Source organism: Flavobacterium sp. AC267 (assembly GCF_979258715.1).
On the sequence record NZ_OZ409875.1, the window covers coordinates 3,874,914 to 3,892,771 of the forward strand.

A 17,858-nucleotide genomic window follows, 5' to 3' on the forward strand; every position below is an offset into this window, starting at 1 on the left:
GAACGGTTTTCTGAGCGTTACTTGTAATTGTAATAAGAAATGATATTCCTAAAAAAAGATAAACTTGGATGATATTTTCATTGTGGTTATTTCTTTGTTTTTGTTTGTGTTTTTAATTATTTTTAATATTTCTCAAATAACTATATTTATATATTTTTATGCGTTAATAGGGGTTTAACCCAACGTTATCTTTACTGTTTTTCTAGCTTTGGATGATCTGACATTTCTAAAATCAGCTCACCTCCATTAGTAATCTCCTGATGTGAAAGACTGAATTTTGGCACTGCTTTCTGATTGAATTTAATATCCTTTATATACACATTTTCAGCGTTGTTATTATTGGCTTTGATGGTGAATGTTTTGCCTGAATAATATTTCGGATTTAAATCTATCGTGATTTTATTGAATATTGGACTTCCAATTTGATAAACGGCATCTTTATCTGTTCCGCCGTTCATTTGAAATAAACCTAATTTAAGCAACACATTTAGACTTCCCATTAATCCCTGGTCTTCATCGCCGTTATAACCAGTTGCCGGAGATAATCCGCTGAAAGTTTCTTTTACTACATTTCTGGTCCAATATTGTGCTAGATCCGGTCTTCCTAATACTGTAAAAATGTTGGATGTTTGTATAGAAGGCTGATTTCCAAAATTTACAGGAATTCTGCTAAATTCCGGATGTAATTCTGCATCATGCGATGTGCCGGAAGTATACTTTTGTTTTTTGGCCGTTTCAAACTGCATATTCAATTTTTCGACAGCTTTTTCTTTTCCTCCCATTAAAGTGGCTAAACCTTCAATATCATGCGGTACAAACCATGTTGATTGTGCGCCATTTGATTCTATAAATCCATTTTCATATTGGTATGGATCATAATTTTCACGCCATTTTCCTTCAACGTTTTTCGGACGCATCCAGCCTATTTTTACATCAAAAACATTTTGATAGTTTTTAGCTCTTTTGATGAAATAATTATAATCTTCTTCATGATTTAGTTTTTTAGCCAATTGTGCCAAAGTCCAATCCTGATATGCATATTCTAAAGTCTGGCTTGTACCGTCTTCATGGCTTCCGAAGTTGCCTTCGGGAAGCGGATAAGGCACATATCCTTTTTCTAAATAATATTTTAATCCACCGCCAATATTCGTATTGTGTTCATATCCTGCTTTTTCCATAATACCTCCCGGCATATGATTTTTTTTGAGGGCGGTATAAATCTCTTCTAAATCTTCTTTTACAATTCCTTTTTGAACAGCGCTAACGATAAAAGGTGTTGCCGAAGCTCCGGTCATTACATAAGTATCATTTCCTCCTGAAGGTCCACGCGGAATCATGCGCCGTCTTTGTAATACTGCATTAACGAATAAACAAATTCTTCCATAATTTCTGGATATACCAATCCCCAAAGATTATTAATTGTCCATTGGGCACCCCAAAAAGCATCTGAATTGTAATGATTGAATTTTGGTTTTCCGTCAGCATTTAAAGGCAATTGTCCTATCCTGAATTTTTCTCCTGTATTATCAGGATATGCGCCATTTGCATCACTAATCATTTTTCTGCCTTGAAGCGCATGCCAAAGATCAGTATAAAATCTTCTTTGGTCGGTTTGGGTTCCTCCTTCTATTTTTATTCTTCCCAATAAATCGCTCCATACTTTTCTGGAATCGTCAACTGTTTTATTAAAATCCCAATGTGGTAATTCGGTTTCGATATTGTTATTGGCATTTTCGATTGAAGTATACGAAATACCAACTTTCATTAGTATTTGTTCTTTCGTTTTATTAAAATTGACTAAATAATTTCCTGTCAGATTATCTCTTTCTATGGAAGTAATCGGCTCGTTTGTTTTAATTTTAAAAAATACGGTTAATGGTTTTGGACGTCTGAAATTGGTACTTAAAACTAATGATCCTGAAAGTTCAAAATCGTTATTTTTTTCTAATTTTCCATTGGTGTTTTCACAAGGTCCTAAAATAGTGTTCAAATTAAAAAGAACTGCTTTTTGTGCCTTTGTCGGAAAAGTATATTTATGAAAACCAACTCTTGGCGTGCTGGTTAATTCTGCCGTTATTTGATATCTCTCCAATTTTATGGAATGATATCCTGGCGTTATAATTTCGTTTTGATGACTGAACTTAGAATAAAAATCTTTAAAAATTGTCTGTTTGTTTTCTGATGCTATTGTAACGGGCATAACCGATACGCCAGACATCTGCCATTCGTGAACGTGACTGAAACCCTTAACTGTATCTGTAGTATATTTATAACCGCCTCCCCAATCGCCTTTAATTTCGGTATCTGGATTTAAGTTTACCATACCAAACGGACGGCTTGCTGATGAAAAGTAAAACCATCTAGAATTTTCGGTGTCCAACAACGGATAAACCATGTCTGATAACTGTTTCTTTTTTAAAGCTATAGTTTTCTGAGCATTGCATGACACTAAAAAAATAAGGGTTAAACCTATTCCAATGCGTCCTATTTTATAGATTTTTTTTAGTTCCATTTATTCTGCTTGTATTGTTGGGTAATATAGGTTTATACAGGATTTTTATCAGGATTTAACTGAGAATTACGGGATTATAATGTATTCTCAAAACATAAGTTCAATGAATGTTACAAAGCTTAATCTTTCGTTGATTTTCCGAAACTGCATTCGATTAAGCTTTGTCTTCATTCAAAAAATAAAACTAAACTGATTATCACGAGCAACTGAACAAATCAGTTTTCTTTTAGTAAAAAAGGAGAAGAATTTTGACGCTCTTCTCCTTTCAAAATTAAAATTGGGTTACAAATGCGTACTTAACTAATCTTATTTTTAATAACCATCATTCTGAGTCAGAGCTGGGTTTAAAACCATTGCTGTAGTTGGAATTGGGAAAACGCGACGATATAGATCTGTATTGGTTTTGTAGCCCCATTGTCCTTCATATTTTCCAAAACGGATCATATCGTTTCTATGCCAAGCTTCCTGAGCAAACTCACGGCTTCTTTCTGCATACAATTCTTCTAAAGTTACACCGCTTAATGCTTGCTGAAGTTGTACGATTCGAACGAACCAAATTTACTAATGCTTCTGCACTTTGTCCTAATGTTACACCGCCTCCACGAAGAATTGATTCGGCTTTCATTAAAAGTACATCGGAATAACGCAGGAAAGGAACGTCGTTGTTTTGATTACGATTTGTTGAAGTTGCATCTGGATAGAATTTAATATTTCTGTATCCCATGTTCCAAGCAATTTCATCATTTCCAAGATCAAATAATGGTACACTTTGGCGAGGTATGATATTTGGCGTTAAATTTACCTGATAGGTATATGGTGCACTACCATCTGACCCTGTATAGAATTGATCGTATCCTTTTTTGGTTGTAGTAACCATTACTGGAGTAACGCCATCATTCATAAACTGAAGACCTGTAAGCCATTGTCTATTACGAATATCATTTGGATCATTGAAATAAGCATAAAATTCAGGCAGCGTACTTCTTGGCGCACTCGGCGTATAAGGAAGACCGAATTTGGCTCTTTCTGAACGCGGTACATCATAACGGGCGTGATACATTTGTCCGTTGAAACCAACTGTAACTGCTTTGCTGGATCATAAGGAACTGCAAAAATAAACTCTTTCATTTGTGGTCCGTTGTTCGGATAAAACATTTGAAGATAAGTTGCTCTTGGTTCAACAGCATACAAACCAGAATTAATTACCTGATCGCAGGTCGCGATACAATCGTTATAACGTTGTGTTCCTGTATATATCTCTGCATTCAAATACAATTTGGCTAACATTGCATTAGCTGTCTGTCTGTTTGGTCTTCCGTAAGTTGTAACTCCTGCGACAGGATTCAAGTTAGGAACAGCGCTTTTTAATTCGCTCTCAATAAAATTGAAAACTTCTCTTCTAGGCGTTTTGGCATGAGAAGTAAAATCTCCATATAAAGTATCCAAAGGCACATCTCCATAGCTGTCCATTAACATATAATAGGAAATAGCACGCATGGTTTTCAACTCAGAAATCAACGTTTTTTTATCTGCACCTTCAGGCATTGTTTGTCTTAAAATAGAAATTGCCTGATTGCTTGTTCCGATAACTTTAGACGACCAGTCCCAAAGACTTCCTATGATACCATTATCTGCATTCCAATCGTGATAATGCATCGCGATATAGTTTCTATTGTCAAACCAGTTTCCTCCTCTTGCAGGCAGAATAGCTTCGTCTGTAGATAAAGACTGTGACCACCACCAGGCAAATGAAAATTCTCCTCTGAAAGCGAGATAAACTGGACCTGTAGTTTGAATGTATTGTGTTGGATTTTGTGGAAAAACTTCAGGCGTCAATTGTGTCGTAATAGGCACTTCTAGATCATCACAAGACCAGATTAAACCAGCCATAAGTACTGGAAACCCTATATATTTTAATATATTTTTCATAATTTTTAGCATTTAATTTTTAGAAGATCACATTCACACCAAACATATATGTTCTGGTTTTTGGATAGAAATTATTAGAATCTACACCAGGAGCGGTTCCTCCTTGTTCAACTTCTGGATCAATTCCTGTGTACTTGGTAATTACAAATACGTTATTTATGGTTTGATAAATACGTACACTGCTAATATACCTGCCTACTTTTCCAAAATTATAACCCAAAGTCATGTTGTCTAATCTTACATAACTTCCGTCTTCTATAAATCGAGACGAATATTTATAAGAGTTTAAGTCATTTGGTGACTCATTACCTGCGTCTACTAGGATATTATTGGTCATTGCTGTACTTGGCCTGAATAAATCGGCACGGGTTGCATTGAAAATTTTATTACCAAAAACTCCTCTGAAGAAAATACTTAAATCAAATTTTTTGTATTGAAAGTTATTTGCCCATCCTACTAATAATTTTGGCTGTGCACTTCCTACATAATGGTAATCTACTCCATTTAAAGGTGTTGTAGTTAAATCACCATCTTTATCATAATATTGTGAAACTCCATCAGCATTTTTTCCTGCATATTTTAAGGTAAAGAACTGCCCTAGAGGTTTTCCTTCTTTAAAAATCTGTAAAGTACTTCCTGTTTGTCCGCCTCCATCTGGCTGTACGCGACGAATCGAATCTCCTCCAACAAAGAATGGACTAGTTAATTTTACGATCTCATTTTTGTTATGAGCCAAATTTAAATTAGTTGTCCAGCTGAAATCTGCCGTTTTTATTGGAGTTGTACTTAAACTAACCTCAATACCTTTATTAGACATTGTTCCTCCATTTGCTACAATTGATCCTACTGGTACAAGAACAGGATTCACATTGTAGTTAAAGATCATATCTGTTGTTTTTTTGTCATATACATCAACAGATCCAGTTACTTTTCCTTTTAAGATAGAGAAGTCAACTCCAATATTTGCTGTAGCTGTTTTTTCCCATTTCAAATCAGGGTTTGCCGCTTGGTTTGGTCCATAAGCTCCAATTTGCTGTCCGTTATAATAGAAAGTCCCTAAACTTCCAGAAATAAACTGAGCTGTGTAAGCATTAAATCCAGATGAATTTCCTGTTACACCCCAGCTTCCACGGAATTTTAAATCACTAAAAAGTTCTGATTCTGCATGAAGCTTTCTTTGTCAACTCTCCAAGCACCACCTACAGAAGGAAAATATCCCCATTGGTTATTTGCTCCAAACATAGACCCGCCATCTCTTCTGATTGATCCTTGTAAAAGATATTTGTCTTTGTAATTGTAATTAACACGTCCAAAATAAGCTATTAAACGCGTTTTTTGATACGCTTTACTATCTCCAAAATTCACTACATAACCATTAACTGAAGTATAATTACTTAAAGCTAAGTTATTATACCCAACATTGTCTACAGGAAAGTTTGTTGTTGTAGCCTGAAAACCGTCTCCCAATGTATTTTCCTGCCAGGAGTAACCTGCTACAGCTTTTATTTTATGTTCTCCTATTGCTTTATCCCAAGTAAGGAAACTTTCAATAATATTATTTCTGGTTTCGTAAGAATTTCTCAATGCAGAACCATTTACACCAAAATTAACCAATGTTTTTGTCAAAGGTGGATCTGGGTTGTTGTAAAAGTTGGCACTATTGTATTGTGAGTAATAACTATCATAAAATTCACCGTGAGCAGATGTTAATCTTTGGTGCGCTAAATTCAAATTATACGTAAAACCAAACGGAAGTTTAACTTCTGCAGTAAGGTTACCTACAAGGTTATCCGTTTTAGTTTCATCAGTACCATGTTCAATTAAAGCTACTGGATTAAAATATCCTGGGCTCGTAAAGTTTTCATAAAAACTTCCATCATCATTTCTTACAGGAGAAACAGGAAGATAACTAGTCGCCTGCAAAAGAGCTGTATTTCGCTGTGGTACATTTTTATATTTTGTACTAGAATTAGTAACATTTAAACCAAATTTAACCTTATCATCAAAAGCAAATTGTTCAACAGATAAACGTGCAATGATACGAGAAAAGTAACTTTTTAACATTACCCCTTCTTTATTAAGAGAAGTAATACTTGCAGTGTAGTTTCCATGATCGTCGCATCGCTCATAGACAAGTTATGACTGCTTGACGCATGACACGTCCTGATCTTAAAATTGCTTTTTGCCAGTTTGTATTCGCTCCTTTATCATTTTCTGGAGTAAAGTTCAAATTATTTCTAGTGGTAAAGTCTCTCAGCTGATCGGCGTTCATCATGTCCAGATTATTTGAAACTTCTTCCCAGCCCGCATAACCATTGTAAGCAATCTGCGTTCTGCCCTTACTTCCTTTTTTTGTTGTTACCATGATAACTCCATTGGCGACGACGGTTACCATAAATTGCCGTTGCGCTAGCATCTTTAAGTACGTCTATTGTCGCAATATCATCTGGTGAAATTACGGAGATATCTACTCCTGGAATTCCATCAATTACATAAAACGGACCTTGAGAACTATTTAATGTCGATGCTCCACGCAAAACTACAGATGCCGTTTTTGTAGGGTCGCCGCTGGATGAAATATTCAAACCAGAAACTTTACCCTGCAAAAGCTGTCCAACATCACTAATTGCTCCTCTGTTCAAATCTTCTGCCTTAACAGAAGTTACAGCGGTCGTCAGGTTTTTACGAGATCCTTTTCCATAACCTACTACTACAACTTGCTCTAAGTTGGTGGTTGTAGATTGTAATTTAATCGAATAATTTGTTTTTGTCCCGTCTAATTTTACAGGCTGATCCTCAAATCCAATAAAAGAAAATACAAGTGTTGTGTTTTTGTTTGAAACAGAAATTTTAAATTTCCCATCAAAATCTGTTGTTACAGTATTCGTTGTACCTTTTTCAAGTACATTGGCGGCTGGCAGAGGAATGCCTTTGTCATCTAATACAACACCAGACACTTCTGTTTTTTGTGCCCAGGTATTAATTGAGAAGCCAAAGAAGAAGGCTAATAATAAAAGTTTAAGTTTTTCCATTGTAATATTGGTTAATTGGTTAAATAGTATTGACGAAATTAATGGTAAAGAAATGTTAACAAATGGACAAGTTATTCATAAACATGGATAATTTCTTTAAAGTCAATAGTGGTAAGGCTTTTCAAAGTTTTATTTCTAAAATTATATAGTCAAAAACTTATTAATTAATCGATTTCGTAAAAATTTCAGGTCATATATTTAGTAGAGTTTAAGGTAATAGTTAAAAGTTTAAGTTATATTTTATTTACATACGTATAAATTACGCTCTAAGTAATTTTTTTATTTATTTTCTGACCATTTGATTTCCCAATTTTTAATTAATTCTCTTTCTTTGGTTTCATCAATAGGAGTATTATTTACGGTAGATTTCTTTAGCGCTTCTAAAAACATTTTCCATCTCGGCCAGTAAAATCCTTTATACATTCCCTGCCAAGATCTGGAAGCATAATCATTCAAATGACCTTCTCCGCCCCAAAGCGTAATTAGCGTTTTGGCATTTTTTACGTATAAATCAGACACTGCGACAGAACTGCCATAATCTGAAGCCGATTTTACCCATTGATCCAAACTATTTAATGGCTGTGCCGACATCATTTTATCAATATCCAAAGCTTGTTTTTCTATCTTTTTAAAGAGCTGATCTCCCTTTGAAATATCTTTTTGTTGATAGGCTTTTACACATTCCATCAAATCTTCATCAATACAAAGTGAATAATAATGTCTTGAAGCATCAATTAAATCGTAATAAATGAAATTCTTTTTATCAAATTTTTTGGCTTCTTTGGTTAAAATATCCAAAGCTTCTTTTAGTTTTTTCTTATCTCCAAGATTTCCTTTAAAGTCTGTAATTGATGCAGTCGGACGTTTAAATAACAAATACGCTCCAGCCCTATCATTCCACCAGCGTGTTTCCCAGTACTTGACATTATAAACTGATTCTAACAATAATTCCCATGCCTGAAAAACAGATTTTGAAGTTGTTTGTCCGTATCTCGCATTTAAATATTTGGTCAGCCAGTCGTTTATAGGCTGTTCTCCTTTATTCCAAGGAAGATCATAAATATATTCGTAAACAATTGAATTATTATTTAAGCCTTCCGGCATTGCCCCATAACCCACCACATTTCCTCTATTCGGATTTTTTAGTAAACTAGTCAATTCATTTTTATAGAAATTCAAATCTCCATATACAGGATTCGATCCTCCATAATTATGTACATAACCATACGTCCATTGCTTACCATAAAAAGCTTCCTGATTTTCCCATACTTTATATCTGTCGTTGGCATAATCCTGAACCATCAATCTATCATTTGGCACTTTACTAAGAAATGCACTTGTAGCTTCTTTTGTCCAGAATTCTTTGTTATCTCCAAAAGCCATCCCTGCATAACCCACACTGCACCCGGCGCAACTTCATTAATAGTTTCATAAATCGCACTTCCATAGTTTGAAAGTTCTTCATATTTATTATGTTCCGAAACTGGAGGCTCAATCTCGTTAAAAGAATCAGCCAGATAAAAATTGGACTTTCCGTACATTTTAGTGTAAATTTCAATAAAGCGTTTTCCTATTTTTTTAAATAAAGGATCTTTGGAATCTAATAGAAAAGTACTCGCAAAACCACCTCCCGACCACGACTTCAATTCGGTTATTTTTAGCCTCTGGATGTTTTTCTGCGAAAGCTTTAGGAACATAACCGCTAAATGCCGGTACGACAGGATGCATATCTAAAGCTCTCATTCGTTCCAATATTTTCTTTTGAAGCTCCTCTTTTTTAGTAAACCATTCTTGTGGCAAAGGCCCTTCAAGACTATTGATATTTCCCATACGCTGCCATGGCAAAAAAGGCCGGACCTGCAAAATGCGATTCTAATTGAGTGTTAGTCAAACCATATTCTTTCCATAATTCCTGCCAAACTGCTTCCTGTCCTTCCATAGCGGTTGGAAGATTGATTCCGTGCATAGCCATCCAATCGATTTCCTGTTCCCAGCGTTTCCAGTCCCACCATGGAGTTGTGTAGCCAAAAGTACACGCATTTAAATATTCCCTGTATTCAAATGGTGTATTTACTTTCTTTGAATATTTAGGCCAAGTTTTGGGTAAATCAACTCTATTTCCTTCCCAACTTACTAAAACGGCACCTATATCTCTCAGAAAATTATAAGCGGCATAACAAATGGCAGTATTATTTGAACCCGTTATTTTTACTCGATTGTTTGTTGTTTCAATTTCAAACCAATCTGATTTATTGTCTTTGTTTTCAATAATACTTAATTCAAACTCGCTGGCACGATTTCCTATTAATCTTTCTATTGCTTCAAATGCGCTTTTTGTTTTTTCATCGTTTTTAGAATATCCTTTAAACGCACAAAAAAATAACAGCATAAAAACGGATACAGCCAATTTTAAAGAATGGTGTTTTTTAATTTTAAAATTCTCACTTTTCATATAAATCATGTATTTATTAATGGTATTAATTTACTCAGCCTGACAAAAAAAAGGGAGATTAAATACTAATTAATCTCCCTATCAAATAAAACCTAACAAAAAAATGTATTACTAATTAACAATCTTATTTATTAAATTCAGAACTAAATAATGGGATGTAGAACTGAAAATAAAATTATAGTTATTACTGTTGTTTAAGATGGATTTATCAATCAAAAGCATAGACATATTCGCTCGAATAAGCCACTTTTATTATAAAAAGGTTTAATTGAGGAAAAAAATTAGTGTAGTGGATTTTAATTATTGGAATTCTTTACTTTATCCAATTTATCTTTTAGCAACGCAAACAGAAAAAGGTTTTAGGATGTAATCATTTAAATACTCATATCCTACATGCTCTTCAATACTAAAATTAATCGATGCCGTTAAGGCTATAATTGGAATCGATGCTTTTCTTTTATCAGGAAGACTTCTTATCATTTTTGATGCCTCGAATCCGTCCATCAACGGCATGTTTATATCCATCAGTACAACATCATAATCATTTGAAATAACGGCATCTAAAGCTTCTTTTCCATTATTGGCAATAACAGGTTCAATATCCCACTTATTAAGCAGTTTTTTAATCACCAGAATATTTATTGCATTGTCTTCTGCCACTAAAACCCGCAGTGAACCGATTTCTTTTTCAGTGGAAGATTCAGCGGCAACGTCAACAAACTCAGGTTTTTTGATCTCTTTAAAAGTTAACGAGAAACTCAATTGCGTTCCCTGCCCTTCACTGCTTAGAATTTTCAAATTGCCGCCTTTAAGATTAATTAATCTGCTGGCAATAGTAAGACCTAAACCTGTACCATAAAACTGTCTGTTTGATTTTCGGCTTTTCTGCACATAAGGATCAAGGATCTGACTTTGCTGTTCGGGCGAAATACCTATACCAGTATCCTTAACGATAAATAAAACCGTAATCTTCTCTTCATTTCTTCGAGAAATTACTGTTTCCATCTTAACACTGCCTTTAGCCGTAAATTTAACTGCATTTCCCACTATATTAAATAAGATTTGCGAAAGCCTGTCTTTATCTCCTAATAATTTTATATTTTCAAGTTCGGGATCGCATTTAAAATTAAACTCGATCATTTTAGCTGTCGTTTCTGGAATAAATGATTTGTAAATATTCTGCGGCAGACGAGATCCAATCGAAATGGATCCTTTTCCAAAACTACTTTATCAGCATCTATTTTATTAAAATCTAAAATATCATTGATAATAAACATTAGATTTTCTGCAGAAAACCGCAGTACTTCAAGGTTTTCTTTTTGTCCGGGTTTCAAGTCATCCATTAACAGCATTTCTGCCATTCCTACAACAGCATTTAAAGGAGTACGCACTCATGAGACATTGTGGAAAGAAAATTCGTTTTGGCCGATGCAATATCCTGAGCATCTTTTAGTGATTGCTTAAGACTTAGACTAAGCGACCTCTCTCTTTGGTTAGTTCTTTTAAAAGCATTAAAAAAATAATAATGAACAAAGAGCAGACTAAAAAAATTATAGACAAATAAGAAGTTGAAAGTTTTGATATTTAAGTGCTGATTGACCTGCATGAAATCAATCCCTGTGTAATCCGTTAAAAACACCATAGCGGTTATAGGAAGTATATTTAAAAGAGAATAAATAATTCCCCAGCGAGTTCCTAAAATATAATAAGCAACGGAGATAATAACCAAAATGTACTGCAGTGTCACCAAATTTACACCCTGCCTTAAAGTTACAATGGCAGACCAAATAATAAAACTGATAGTAAATATGTAGAAATGTCCGAGTATTCTCCATGAAACCCCCAAGAGCAGTAAAATAAGTGTTATCGTTAAAAATGCCAATACTAAAGCACTTCGCCAAATATAAAAACTCTCCGCCTCACCAATGAGTAAGCAAAGTGAAATGATACGCTGGAAAATAAATAAAATTAATATTATCGTAAATAATTTTATTCTGGCTTTATTCAGGATTCCCTCCTCTCTGGCCAAAGTCGCTGTGTAATTTAATATCAGATATCGGAACATTTTATACAATTAATACAGCAAATACATTTTATTTATAAGCTGATATATTAATAACACAGGTAAAACAATCAATAATAGTTAAAAAAAAGATCATAATAAAACTTCAAAAAACTTAAAAACTAAACTATAATCTTACAACCGAGTTGTTAATTTACAAAAAAAAATATAATTACACTTTCACTTTCTCTTCTTTCTTCCGCCGTATGAATTTCTGACTTCCATTACAAAATCAATTTATTAATCATCCCATTGAATATAAAACCATGAAAAGGCAGTACAGAGTACCAATATAATTTGCCCCATATTCCTCTAGGCTTAAAAGTGGCAGACCTGATACAAAGTATTATTAATGATCTTAAATTCCAGCCAAGCTTCCCCAGGCAGTTTCATTTCGGCATATAAAATAAGTTTTCCTTCAGCCTTTCCTGCATATACCACTCGCCAGAAATCCAAAACATCACCTGCATGTATTTCTTTTTTATGAGTTCGTCCTCTTCTGGTGCCGACGCCTCCAAAAACTTTATCTATAAATCCACGAATATCCCAAAGCCAGTCTGCGTAATACCAGCCCGTTTGACCGCCAATTGCCCAAATTCTTTCAATGGTATATTCCCTATTTATAATTTCTCTTTTTCTTCGGTCGATAAAACAGTCTTTTTTTGGAACTTTGAGATATCTCGCAACATTACCCTTAAACTGCCCGCTGATCTGAGAATCTTTCCAGCTCGAAACCACTGCATCTTCATTTATTTTTATCAAAGCCCTTTTAAGTGCCTGCTCGTAGCTGATTGGTTCTACGCCTAATAGAGTATTTATGCGGTTATCACTGCAAATTACTTCCACTTTCATACTGCTGACCAAAGCCGAAGCAAGTTTAAAAGAAGTAGAAGTTACAAAATACAGCCAGTAAGAAGAGAGTTTCGGGGTCATTACCGGCACAGTAAAAATATATCTTTTAAGATTTTTTGCTTTGGCAAAACCTTGCAAGCATCTCTTTATAGGTTAGTATATCTGGTCCGCCTATATCAAAACTTTGACTGTAGGTTTTTGGATTAAGCGACGATCGGATCAAAAAACTCAAGCACATCGGCAATTGCAATAGGCTGGCATTTGGTATTGAGCCATTTTGGCGTAATCATAACTGGAAGTTTGTCTACCAAATCTCGTATGATCTCAAATGAAGCACTTCCAGATCCCACAATAATTCCAGCTCTTAAAGTTGTCGTTGGAATAGTTCCTGTGTTTAAAATATCTTCTACCGCTTTTCTTGAAGTTAGATGTTTCGATAACGAATTATCATTTACAATCCCGCTCAGGTAAATAATCTGCTTTGCATTTGTTTTATTCATTCTGTCGACGAAATAATGTGTCGCCATACTTTCGAGTTCGTCATAATTAGCAACAGAACCAGACATGGAATGAATTAGGTAATATGCGGCATCAATATCGCAGGGTATGTTTTCCACACTTTGTGCATCTAGGAAATCAACTTCAATTACTTCTATTTTTTTCTCCAAATTTTCAGGGTAGTAAAACCTATTTTTATCCCGTACACAGCACACGACATCATGCCCTTCATGGATAAGCATTGGCAGGAGCCTCTTTCCTATATAACCTGTTGCACCAGTTAAAAGAATTTTCATAGACTTTTCATTATAATTTAAAACTCACCAGCCCATAATCAAGCTGAAAAACTTGTCCGGATATTGAGGTCGCTTTATCAGAAATAAGAAAATCTGCCATCTGTGCAACTTCCTGAGGCTTTAAATAGTTTTTCATGGGATGACGCTCGATCATGTTTTCTTTCATACGGTCATTTCTGAGAATGGAAGCCGACAATGAAGTTTCGGTAATTGTCGGAGCTATTGCATTGATGCGAACTACTGAGGCCAGTTCCGCACCCAGCGATTTTACTAAACCTTCGACTGCACACTTTGAAGCGACTATACTAGCGTGAAAAGGCATTCCTAATTTTGCAAGCAACACTACTGAAAAGAACAATCGAAGGATCGTCTCCCTGTTTTAAAACCGGCAGATAATTCTGAATTACTTTTACCGCGCCAATGACATTAATTTCAAAATCATTCCTGAAATCTTCAACACTTAAGCTTAAAATAGGCTTTAGGTTTATAGATCCTGGGCAATAAATTAAGGCATCAATACTTTCTATTTCAGGCAGAGGATCATGCAGTACATCAGCTTTAAAATGAACCAGGTTAGGATGTGCAATATCTGGAGCAGTACGGCTTATATTGTATACTACATTATGCTCGAGTCGTCGCAGTAAAATCGCACTGCCAATTCCTTTGCTTCCTCCAATAATGATAATTTTTTTCATTTGTTCCGATGTTAAAGTTCTAAACAGTTTTTGAGTTAATCAGTAATGCTTTTGTATAGAATTTAAAACTACTACCATCCTTCTTACCTTGCTATTAATTATAAGAATGTGATCCTACTGTTAAAGGTACAATTTTGTTTAAACATTTTTACCAATTATTAAACAAACATAAATTTACTTTTTGAGCTAATTTGTATTATTAAAAGAATAATAACCTTATAAATACTAAAGAAGGAAAACCATTTTTTTAAATTTTAACAATTTTTACTGTCTAAAATCATTATATTTGAGGCGTATCAAAAACTGTCTTTTTCAGAAAATTTACAATCCCCCTTGTCTGCTGATGAAACAATTGAAGTTAATAGCTTTTATTTTAGTATTCCTGTCTGCTTTTTCAAGCAAGAGAGGAGCATCGAATAAATATTCGACAGGGTCTGCATCATACCTGATTGGGCAAGATTTTACGGATTTAAATACCTCTTCATTTTCATCGTCTTTTACATTAAAACATAATAATCTTGACGACCTTGATGTTCCGCTTACACCCAAGAAGAAAATCAAGCACCGCGCGACTGTTACTGAAAAAAGTGCACTACGGACACCTTACATTGCTAAATCAGAAAATTTTAAGATTTTTAAAACCCAGCTGATATACGGCATTGCAACAACTTACCAAATTCAGCGCCATAACTATCTGCATCTCTACCAGCTTTTCTAATTCAACGGTCTTTTTTAATTCAGAAATTTCTATAGTCATTCTGTTATATTTTCAAAAAAAAAGAAAACATACAAATAGGCTTTAGTAAATCCACAAAAAAATACATCCAATACACCAATTCTAAAATGTTATTTAGTATCTTTCTCTAAGATTAACGTGAGATACTTGATTAATAAAAGTAGAATCATTTAAATAATACTTTTTTTTAGCAGTGTCAGCGACACAGCCTGAAAATAATCATAACTATAATCCCCCAAGTCATGAAAAAAATTACACAACTAATCTGCGCATTTTTCATTATCACAAGCATAAATGCACAGCAGGAAAAAGGAATTATCGGCTATACAAACTGGTTAAATAACTGGTCAGAATTTAAACCTCAGAAAGTTGAATATGGAGAAGCTAATCAGATTCTAGTGGGAAACATTTCTTCTGATACTAAACTCCTTAAAAGAAATGTTTATATCCTGCAAGGAAACGTTTATGTTACAAACAATGCCGTTTTAACAATTGAGCCTGGAACTTTAATTCTTGGCGACTTTCAAACAAAGGGAACATTGGTTGTTACAAAAGGTGCCAAAATTATGGCAGACGGTTTAGAAACCGACCCAATTGTATTTACGTCTAACCGCGACCAGAAAAAAGCTGGAGACTGGGGCGGCATTGTAGTTTTAGGAGAAGCTCCCATTAATAAACTTGGAAATGTTGGTTCGTACAATTTAGATCTTGATCCCGCGCTTACTACTTATGGAGGCGATAATACTACATCAAACTCTGGTATTTTAAGGTATGTGAGAATCGAATTTGCAGGAAAAATTGTTAAAGGTGCTGGAACATTCAACGGCTTAACAATTGCAGGTGTCGGCGACCAGACTATTTTAGAGAATATCATGGTGAGTTATTCTGCAGGAAACTCATTTGCTTTTTATGGGGGCGATGTAAATGCTTGCCAAATTTGTTTCTTATAAATCAATCAATGACGATTATAAATTCACACAGGGAGTTCAATGTCGTTTGTATAATTCATTAGCTGTAAGATCTTCTTATCTTTCAAGTAACAAAGACGGATCACGCTCTATAGAAGTAAAATTATACGAAAATAAAAACGACACCGATTTTACTAAAAAAGAGACTTTTGTTACAGCTTCTAATATTACAATGCTCAATGACAGTGAAAACATTAAAGCAGACATCCAGTCAGGTTTGATTAAAGAAGCTGTTTATATTGCTCAAAATACTTCTCTGGAGTTAAAAAGAAGTGTGATCTCTGGATTTAATCCTGCGGTATTATTAGATGCAAATACAGAAGTTAATACAAACAATCTTAAAAAGATCAAATTTGAAGAAATGTACTTTAATCTGTGTACTGGAAATGTCCTTACAGAGAATAACAACAGCAACAACGAAGAATTAGCGCGCTGGTACAGCAACAGCATGTTTTCGAATGTTTCTTCTCAAACAGATACTAAAGAAACATTTGTTGATACATTCAATTCTAAAAGACCAGATTTCAGATTGCAAATGGGAAAAACAACAGCGTCTAGCATGGATAGATAAAGAATTTAATTCGGCTTTTATTAATTGATTTTTTTAATTAATGTCAGCTCGATATCTTATTAAACAAGAAAACTTCACAAAATAGTGGAGTTTTTTTTTGTTCAAAATGTTTTGAACAGCAAAAAGCTTCTTAAACTTTAACTCTTGTAGAACTCGTTTGATACTTTAATACTTTCGACTCTATAAGAAGTTTACTAAAAATACAACAGTAAACTGATACTATTGTTTTTTGTAATAAGATTTACAAGTCTGCAATTACCCAAATTAAAAAAGTTATTGGATACAAACCATTTATTAGCGCTTATAATGTAACAAAATATATAAATAGCTTACTTATACATATCACCAGAAAAGAATTTCATTCCAAAAAAGCACATAAAATTTAAAACACATTTTCATGAAAAAAATTTTATTTATTTCGTTTTGCCTAACCTTCCTGCTTTGCAACGCCCAGATTAATACAAACAAAAAGAAATCAGAATTGATAATTATTGGAACGGTGCATTTCCCAACAAAACAAATAAATAGTGACACCATTTATTCGGTTCTAGAAAATCTTAAACCGGATATTATCCTCATGGAATCAGATATGACAAATTTTAATTCAGATTATACTTTTAAAAAAACGTATAATGAAAATGAATGGAATGCCGTTGTAAAATATAGAAACACCCATAAAAACACTTTATTTAGACCAATAGAATTTGAAGGAAGAAATAATTACCGAATTCAAAATGGAATTCAAAATCCAGATATAGTTTTAAATGAAATAAATGTTCTCGATTCCCTTAACATTCTATCCGAAAAACATAAAAAAATATGGAATAGATTTATTGAATTATCAAATTCTTTAAATGAATTAGATAATAATTCCTTAAAAGAACTCAATTCAATCTCTACAGACAATTTAGTTAAGGAAAGACAATTTTATCAATATCAAAAATTAAAAGAAATTGTAGATGAAAATAAGGAATTTGCAAAATTAAACCCTGCATCAAAAGATCCCATTTCATTAAAAGAATTATATAAAAGGTATTGTTATTTCGAGGAACTGAGAAATCGAACCGTAACCGCCAATATCCTAAAATGGAAAAATAAATATCCAGATAAAAAAATTGTTGTATTAATCGGCTTTTACCACAGATACTTTTTAGTTAACGAGCTAAAATGGGATCAAGAAAAATATGCTTTTGAGTTAAAAGAATATTACAATTAAAAAATACTGAAAATCAATAATTTAAAAACAAACAACTTT

14 protein-coding genes and 6 pseudogenes are annotated in these 17,858 nt (G+C 33.8%); 3 read left to right on the forward strand and 17 right to left on the reverse strand.

Annotation, left to right across the window (positions count from 1 at the left end; all coding sequences use genetic code 11):
- Nucleotides 1-191 precede the first annotated feature (191 nt).
- From ACZZ95_RS20455 to ACZZ95_RS20535, 17 genes and pseudogenes are all read right to left on the reverse strand, one after another.
- Nucleotides 192-2,512 (reverse strand): annotated as a pseudogene (locus tag ACZZ95_RS20455) (GH92 family glycosyl hydrolase).
- A gap of 312 nt (nt 2,513-2,824) precedes the next feature.
- Nucleotides 2,825-3,010 carry a hypothetical protein gene (locus tag ACZZ95_RS20460; RefSeq protein ID WP_463470437.1) on the reverse strand — a complete coding sequence of 62 codons (186 nt, stop codon included), beginning with the start codon at nt 3,008-3,010 and terminating at the stop codon, nt 2,825-2,827.
- Nucleotides 2,988-3,413 carry a RagB/SusD family nutrient uptake outer membrane protein gene (locus tag ACZZ95_RS20465; RefSeq protein ID WP_463470438.1) on the reverse strand — a complete coding sequence of 142 codons (426 nt, stop codon included), beginning with the start codon at nt 3,411-3,413 and terminating at the stop codon, nt 2,988-2,990. The genes ACZZ95_RS20460 and ACZZ95_RS20465 overlap by 23 nt, the downstream gene beginning before the upstream one ends.
- On the reverse strand, nt 3,410-4,441 hold the full coding sequence (locus ACZZ95_RS20470) for a RagB/SusD family nutrient uptake outer membrane protein (RefSeq protein WP_463470439.1): 1,032 nt from the start codon (nt 4,439-4,441) through the stop codon (nt 3,410-3,412). The genes ACZZ95_RS20465 and ACZZ95_RS20470 overlap by 4 nt, the downstream gene beginning before the upstream one ends.
- A 19-nt stretch (nt 4,442-4,460) precedes the next feature.
- A pseudogene (locus ACZZ95_RS20475) lies at nt 4,461-5,528 on the reverse strand (TonB-dependent receptor domain-containing protein); the annotation flags it as partial.
- Between the two features lie 50 nt (nt 5,529-5,578).
- Nucleotides 5,579-6,505, reverse strand: coding sequence for a hypothetical protein (locus ACZZ95_RS20480; RefSeq protein ID WP_463470440.1), 927 nt, complete (start codon nt 6,503-6,505; stop codon nt 5,579-5,581).
- A gap of 61 nt (nt 6,506-6,566) precedes the next feature.
- Nucleotides 6,567-6,806: a hypothetical protein gene (locus ACZZ95_RS20485; RefSeq protein ID WP_463470441.1), complete on the reverse strand. Its 240-nt coding sequence runs from the start codon at nt 6,804-6,806 to the stop codon at nt 6,567-6,569.
- A complete protein-coding gene (locus tag ACZZ95_RS20490; protein ID WP_463470442.1) occupies nt 6,781-7,473 on the reverse strand; it encodes a carboxypeptidase-like regulatory domain-containing protein in 693 nt (230 codons plus the stop codon). The genes ACZZ95_RS20485 and ACZZ95_RS20490 overlap by 26 nt, the downstream gene beginning before the upstream one ends.
- A gap of 279 nt (nt 7,474-7,752) precedes the next feature.
- On the reverse strand, nt 7,753-8,577 hold the full coding sequence (locus ACZZ95_RS20495) for an alpha-N-acetylglucosaminidase C-terminal domain-containing protein (RefSeq protein WP_463471722.1): 825 nt from the start codon (nt 8,575-8,577) through the stop codon (nt 7,753-7,755).
- A pseudogene (locus ACZZ95_RS20500) lies at nt 8,575-9,170 on the reverse strand (alpha-N-acetylglucosaminidase TIM-barrel domain-containing protein); the annotation flags it as partial. The pseudogene ACZZ95_RS20500 and the gene ACZZ95_RS20495, both read right to left, overlap by 3 nt.
- Nucleotides 9,052-9,303 carry an alpha-N-acetylglucosaminidase TIM-barrel domain-containing protein gene (locus ACZZ95_RS20505; RefSeq protein ID WP_463470443.1) on the reverse strand — a complete coding sequence of 84 codons (252 nt, stop codon included), beginning with the start codon at nt 9,301-9,303 and terminating at the stop codon, nt 9,052-9,054. The gene ACZZ95_RS20505 and the pseudogene ACZZ95_RS20500, both read right to left, overlap by 119 nt.
- Complete coding sequence (locus ACZZ95_RS20510; protein ID WP_463470444.1) at nt 9,287-9,925, reverse strand: alpha-N-acetylglucosaminidase TIM-barrel domain-containing protein; 639 nt, start codon at nt 9,923-9,925, stop codon at nt 9,287-9,289. Before ACZZ95_RS20510 ends, ACZZ95_RS20505 begins: the two co-directional genes overlap by 17 nt.
- Nucleotides 9,926-10,252: 327 nt before the next feature.
- A complete protein-coding gene (locus ACZZ95_RS20515; RefSeq protein WP_463470445.1) occupies nt 10,253-11,065 on the reverse strand; it encodes an ATP-binding protein in 813 nt (270 codons plus the stop codon).
- Nucleotides 11,062-11,316 (reverse strand): histidine kinase dimerization/phospho-acceptor domain-containing protein, encoded by a 255-nt coding sequence (locus ACZZ95_RS20520; protein ID WP_463470446.1) that lies wholly within the window; start codon nt 11,314-11,316, stop codon nt 11,062-11,064. Before ACZZ95_RS20520 ends, ACZZ95_RS20515 begins: the two co-directional genes overlap by 4 nt.
- Nucleotides 11,301-11,990, reverse strand: a complete 690-nt coding sequence (locus tag ACZZ95_RS20525) for a hypothetical protein (protein ID WP_463470447.1) — start codon at nt 11,988-11,990, stop codon at nt 11,301-11,303. The genes ACZZ95_RS20520 and ACZZ95_RS20525 overlap by 16 nt, the downstream gene beginning before the upstream one ends.
- Nucleotides 11,991-12,211: 221 nt before the next feature.
- Nucleotides 12,212-13,633 (reverse strand): annotated as a pseudogene (locus ACZZ95_RS20530) (SDR family oxidoreductase).
- Between the two features lie 10 nt (nt 13,634-13,643).
- Nucleotides 13,644-14,328, reverse strand: a pseudogene (locus tag ACZZ95_RS20535) (SDR family NAD(P)-dependent oxidoreductase).
- A 286-nt stretch (nt 14,329-14,614) separates the two neighbouring features.
- Between ACZZ95_RS20535 and ACZZ95_RS20540 the strand changes: the two are divergent.
- From ACZZ95_RS20540 to ACZZ95_RS20550, 3 genes and pseudogenes are all read left to right on the forward strand, one after another.
- The gene (locus ACZZ95_RS20540) at nt 14,615-15,046 is read left to right on the forward strand and encodes a hypothetical protein (RefSeq protein WP_463470448.1); all 432 of its coding nucleotides are present in this window, start codon (nt 14,615-14,617) and stop codon (nt 15,044-15,046) included.
- Between the two features lie 260 nt (nt 15,047-15,306).
- Nucleotides 15,307-16,603 (forward strand): annotated as a pseudogene (locus ACZZ95_RS20545) (hypothetical protein).
- Nucleotides 16,604-17,000: 397 nt separating this feature from the next.
- The gene (locus ACZZ95_RS20550) at nt 17,001-17,819 is read left to right on the forward strand and encodes a hypothetical protein (RefSeq protein ID WP_463470449.1); all 819 of its coding nucleotides are present in this window, start codon (nt 17,001-17,003) and stop codon (nt 17,817-17,819) included.
- The last annotated feature ends 39 nt before the right edge of the window (nt 17,820-17,858 follow it).

Excerpts from the sequence above, each read along its gene's own strand:
- ACZZ95_RS20515 (WP_463470445.1), bottom strand. The coding sequence starts at position 11,065 with ATGATCGAGTTTAATTTTAAATGCGATCCCGAACTTGAAAATATAAAA.
- ACZZ95_RS20470 (WP_463470439.1), bottom strand. The coding sequence starts at position 4,441 with ATGAAAAATATATTAAAATATATAGGGTTTCCAGTACTTATGGCTGGT.
- ACZZ95_RS20495 (WP_463471722.1), bottom strand. The coding sequence starts at position 8,577 with ATGCCGGAAGGCTTAAATAATAATTCAATTGTTTACGAATATATTTAT.
- ACZZ95_RS20550 (WP_463470449.1), top strand. The coding sequence starts at position 17,001 with ATGAAAAAAATTTTATTTATTTCGTTTTGCCTAACCTTCCTGCTTTGC.
- ACZZ95_RS20485 (WP_463470441.1), bottom strand. The coding sequence starts at position 6,806 with ATGGTAACAACAAAAAAAGGAAGTAAGGGCAGAACGCAGATTGCTTAC.
- ACZZ95_RS20465 (WP_463470438.1), bottom strand. The coding sequence starts at position 3,413 with ATGAATGATGGCGTTACTCCAGTAATGGTTACTACAACCAAAAAAGGA.
- ACZZ95_RS20490 (WP_463470442.1), bottom strand. The coding sequence starts at position 7,473 with ATGGAAAAACTTAAACTTTTATTATTAGCCTTCTTCTTTGGCTTCTCA.
- ACZZ95_RS20480 (WP_463470440.1), bottom strand. The coding sequence starts at position 6,505 with ATGTTAAAAAGTTACTTTTCTCGTATCATTGCACGTTTATCTGTTGAA.
- ACZZ95_RS20510 (WP_463470444.1), bottom strand. The coding sequence starts at position 9,925 with ATGAAAAGTGAGAATTTTAAAATTAAAAAACACCATTCTTTAAAATTG.
- ACZZ95_RS20525 (WP_463470447.1), bottom strand. The coding sequence starts at position 11,990 with ATGTTCCGATATCTGATATTAAATTACACAGCGACTTTGGCCAGAGAG.
- ACZZ95_RS20505 (WP_463470443.1), bottom strand. The coding sequence starts at position 9,303 with ATGGGAAATATCAATAGTCTTGAAGGGCCTTTGCCACAAGAATGGTTT.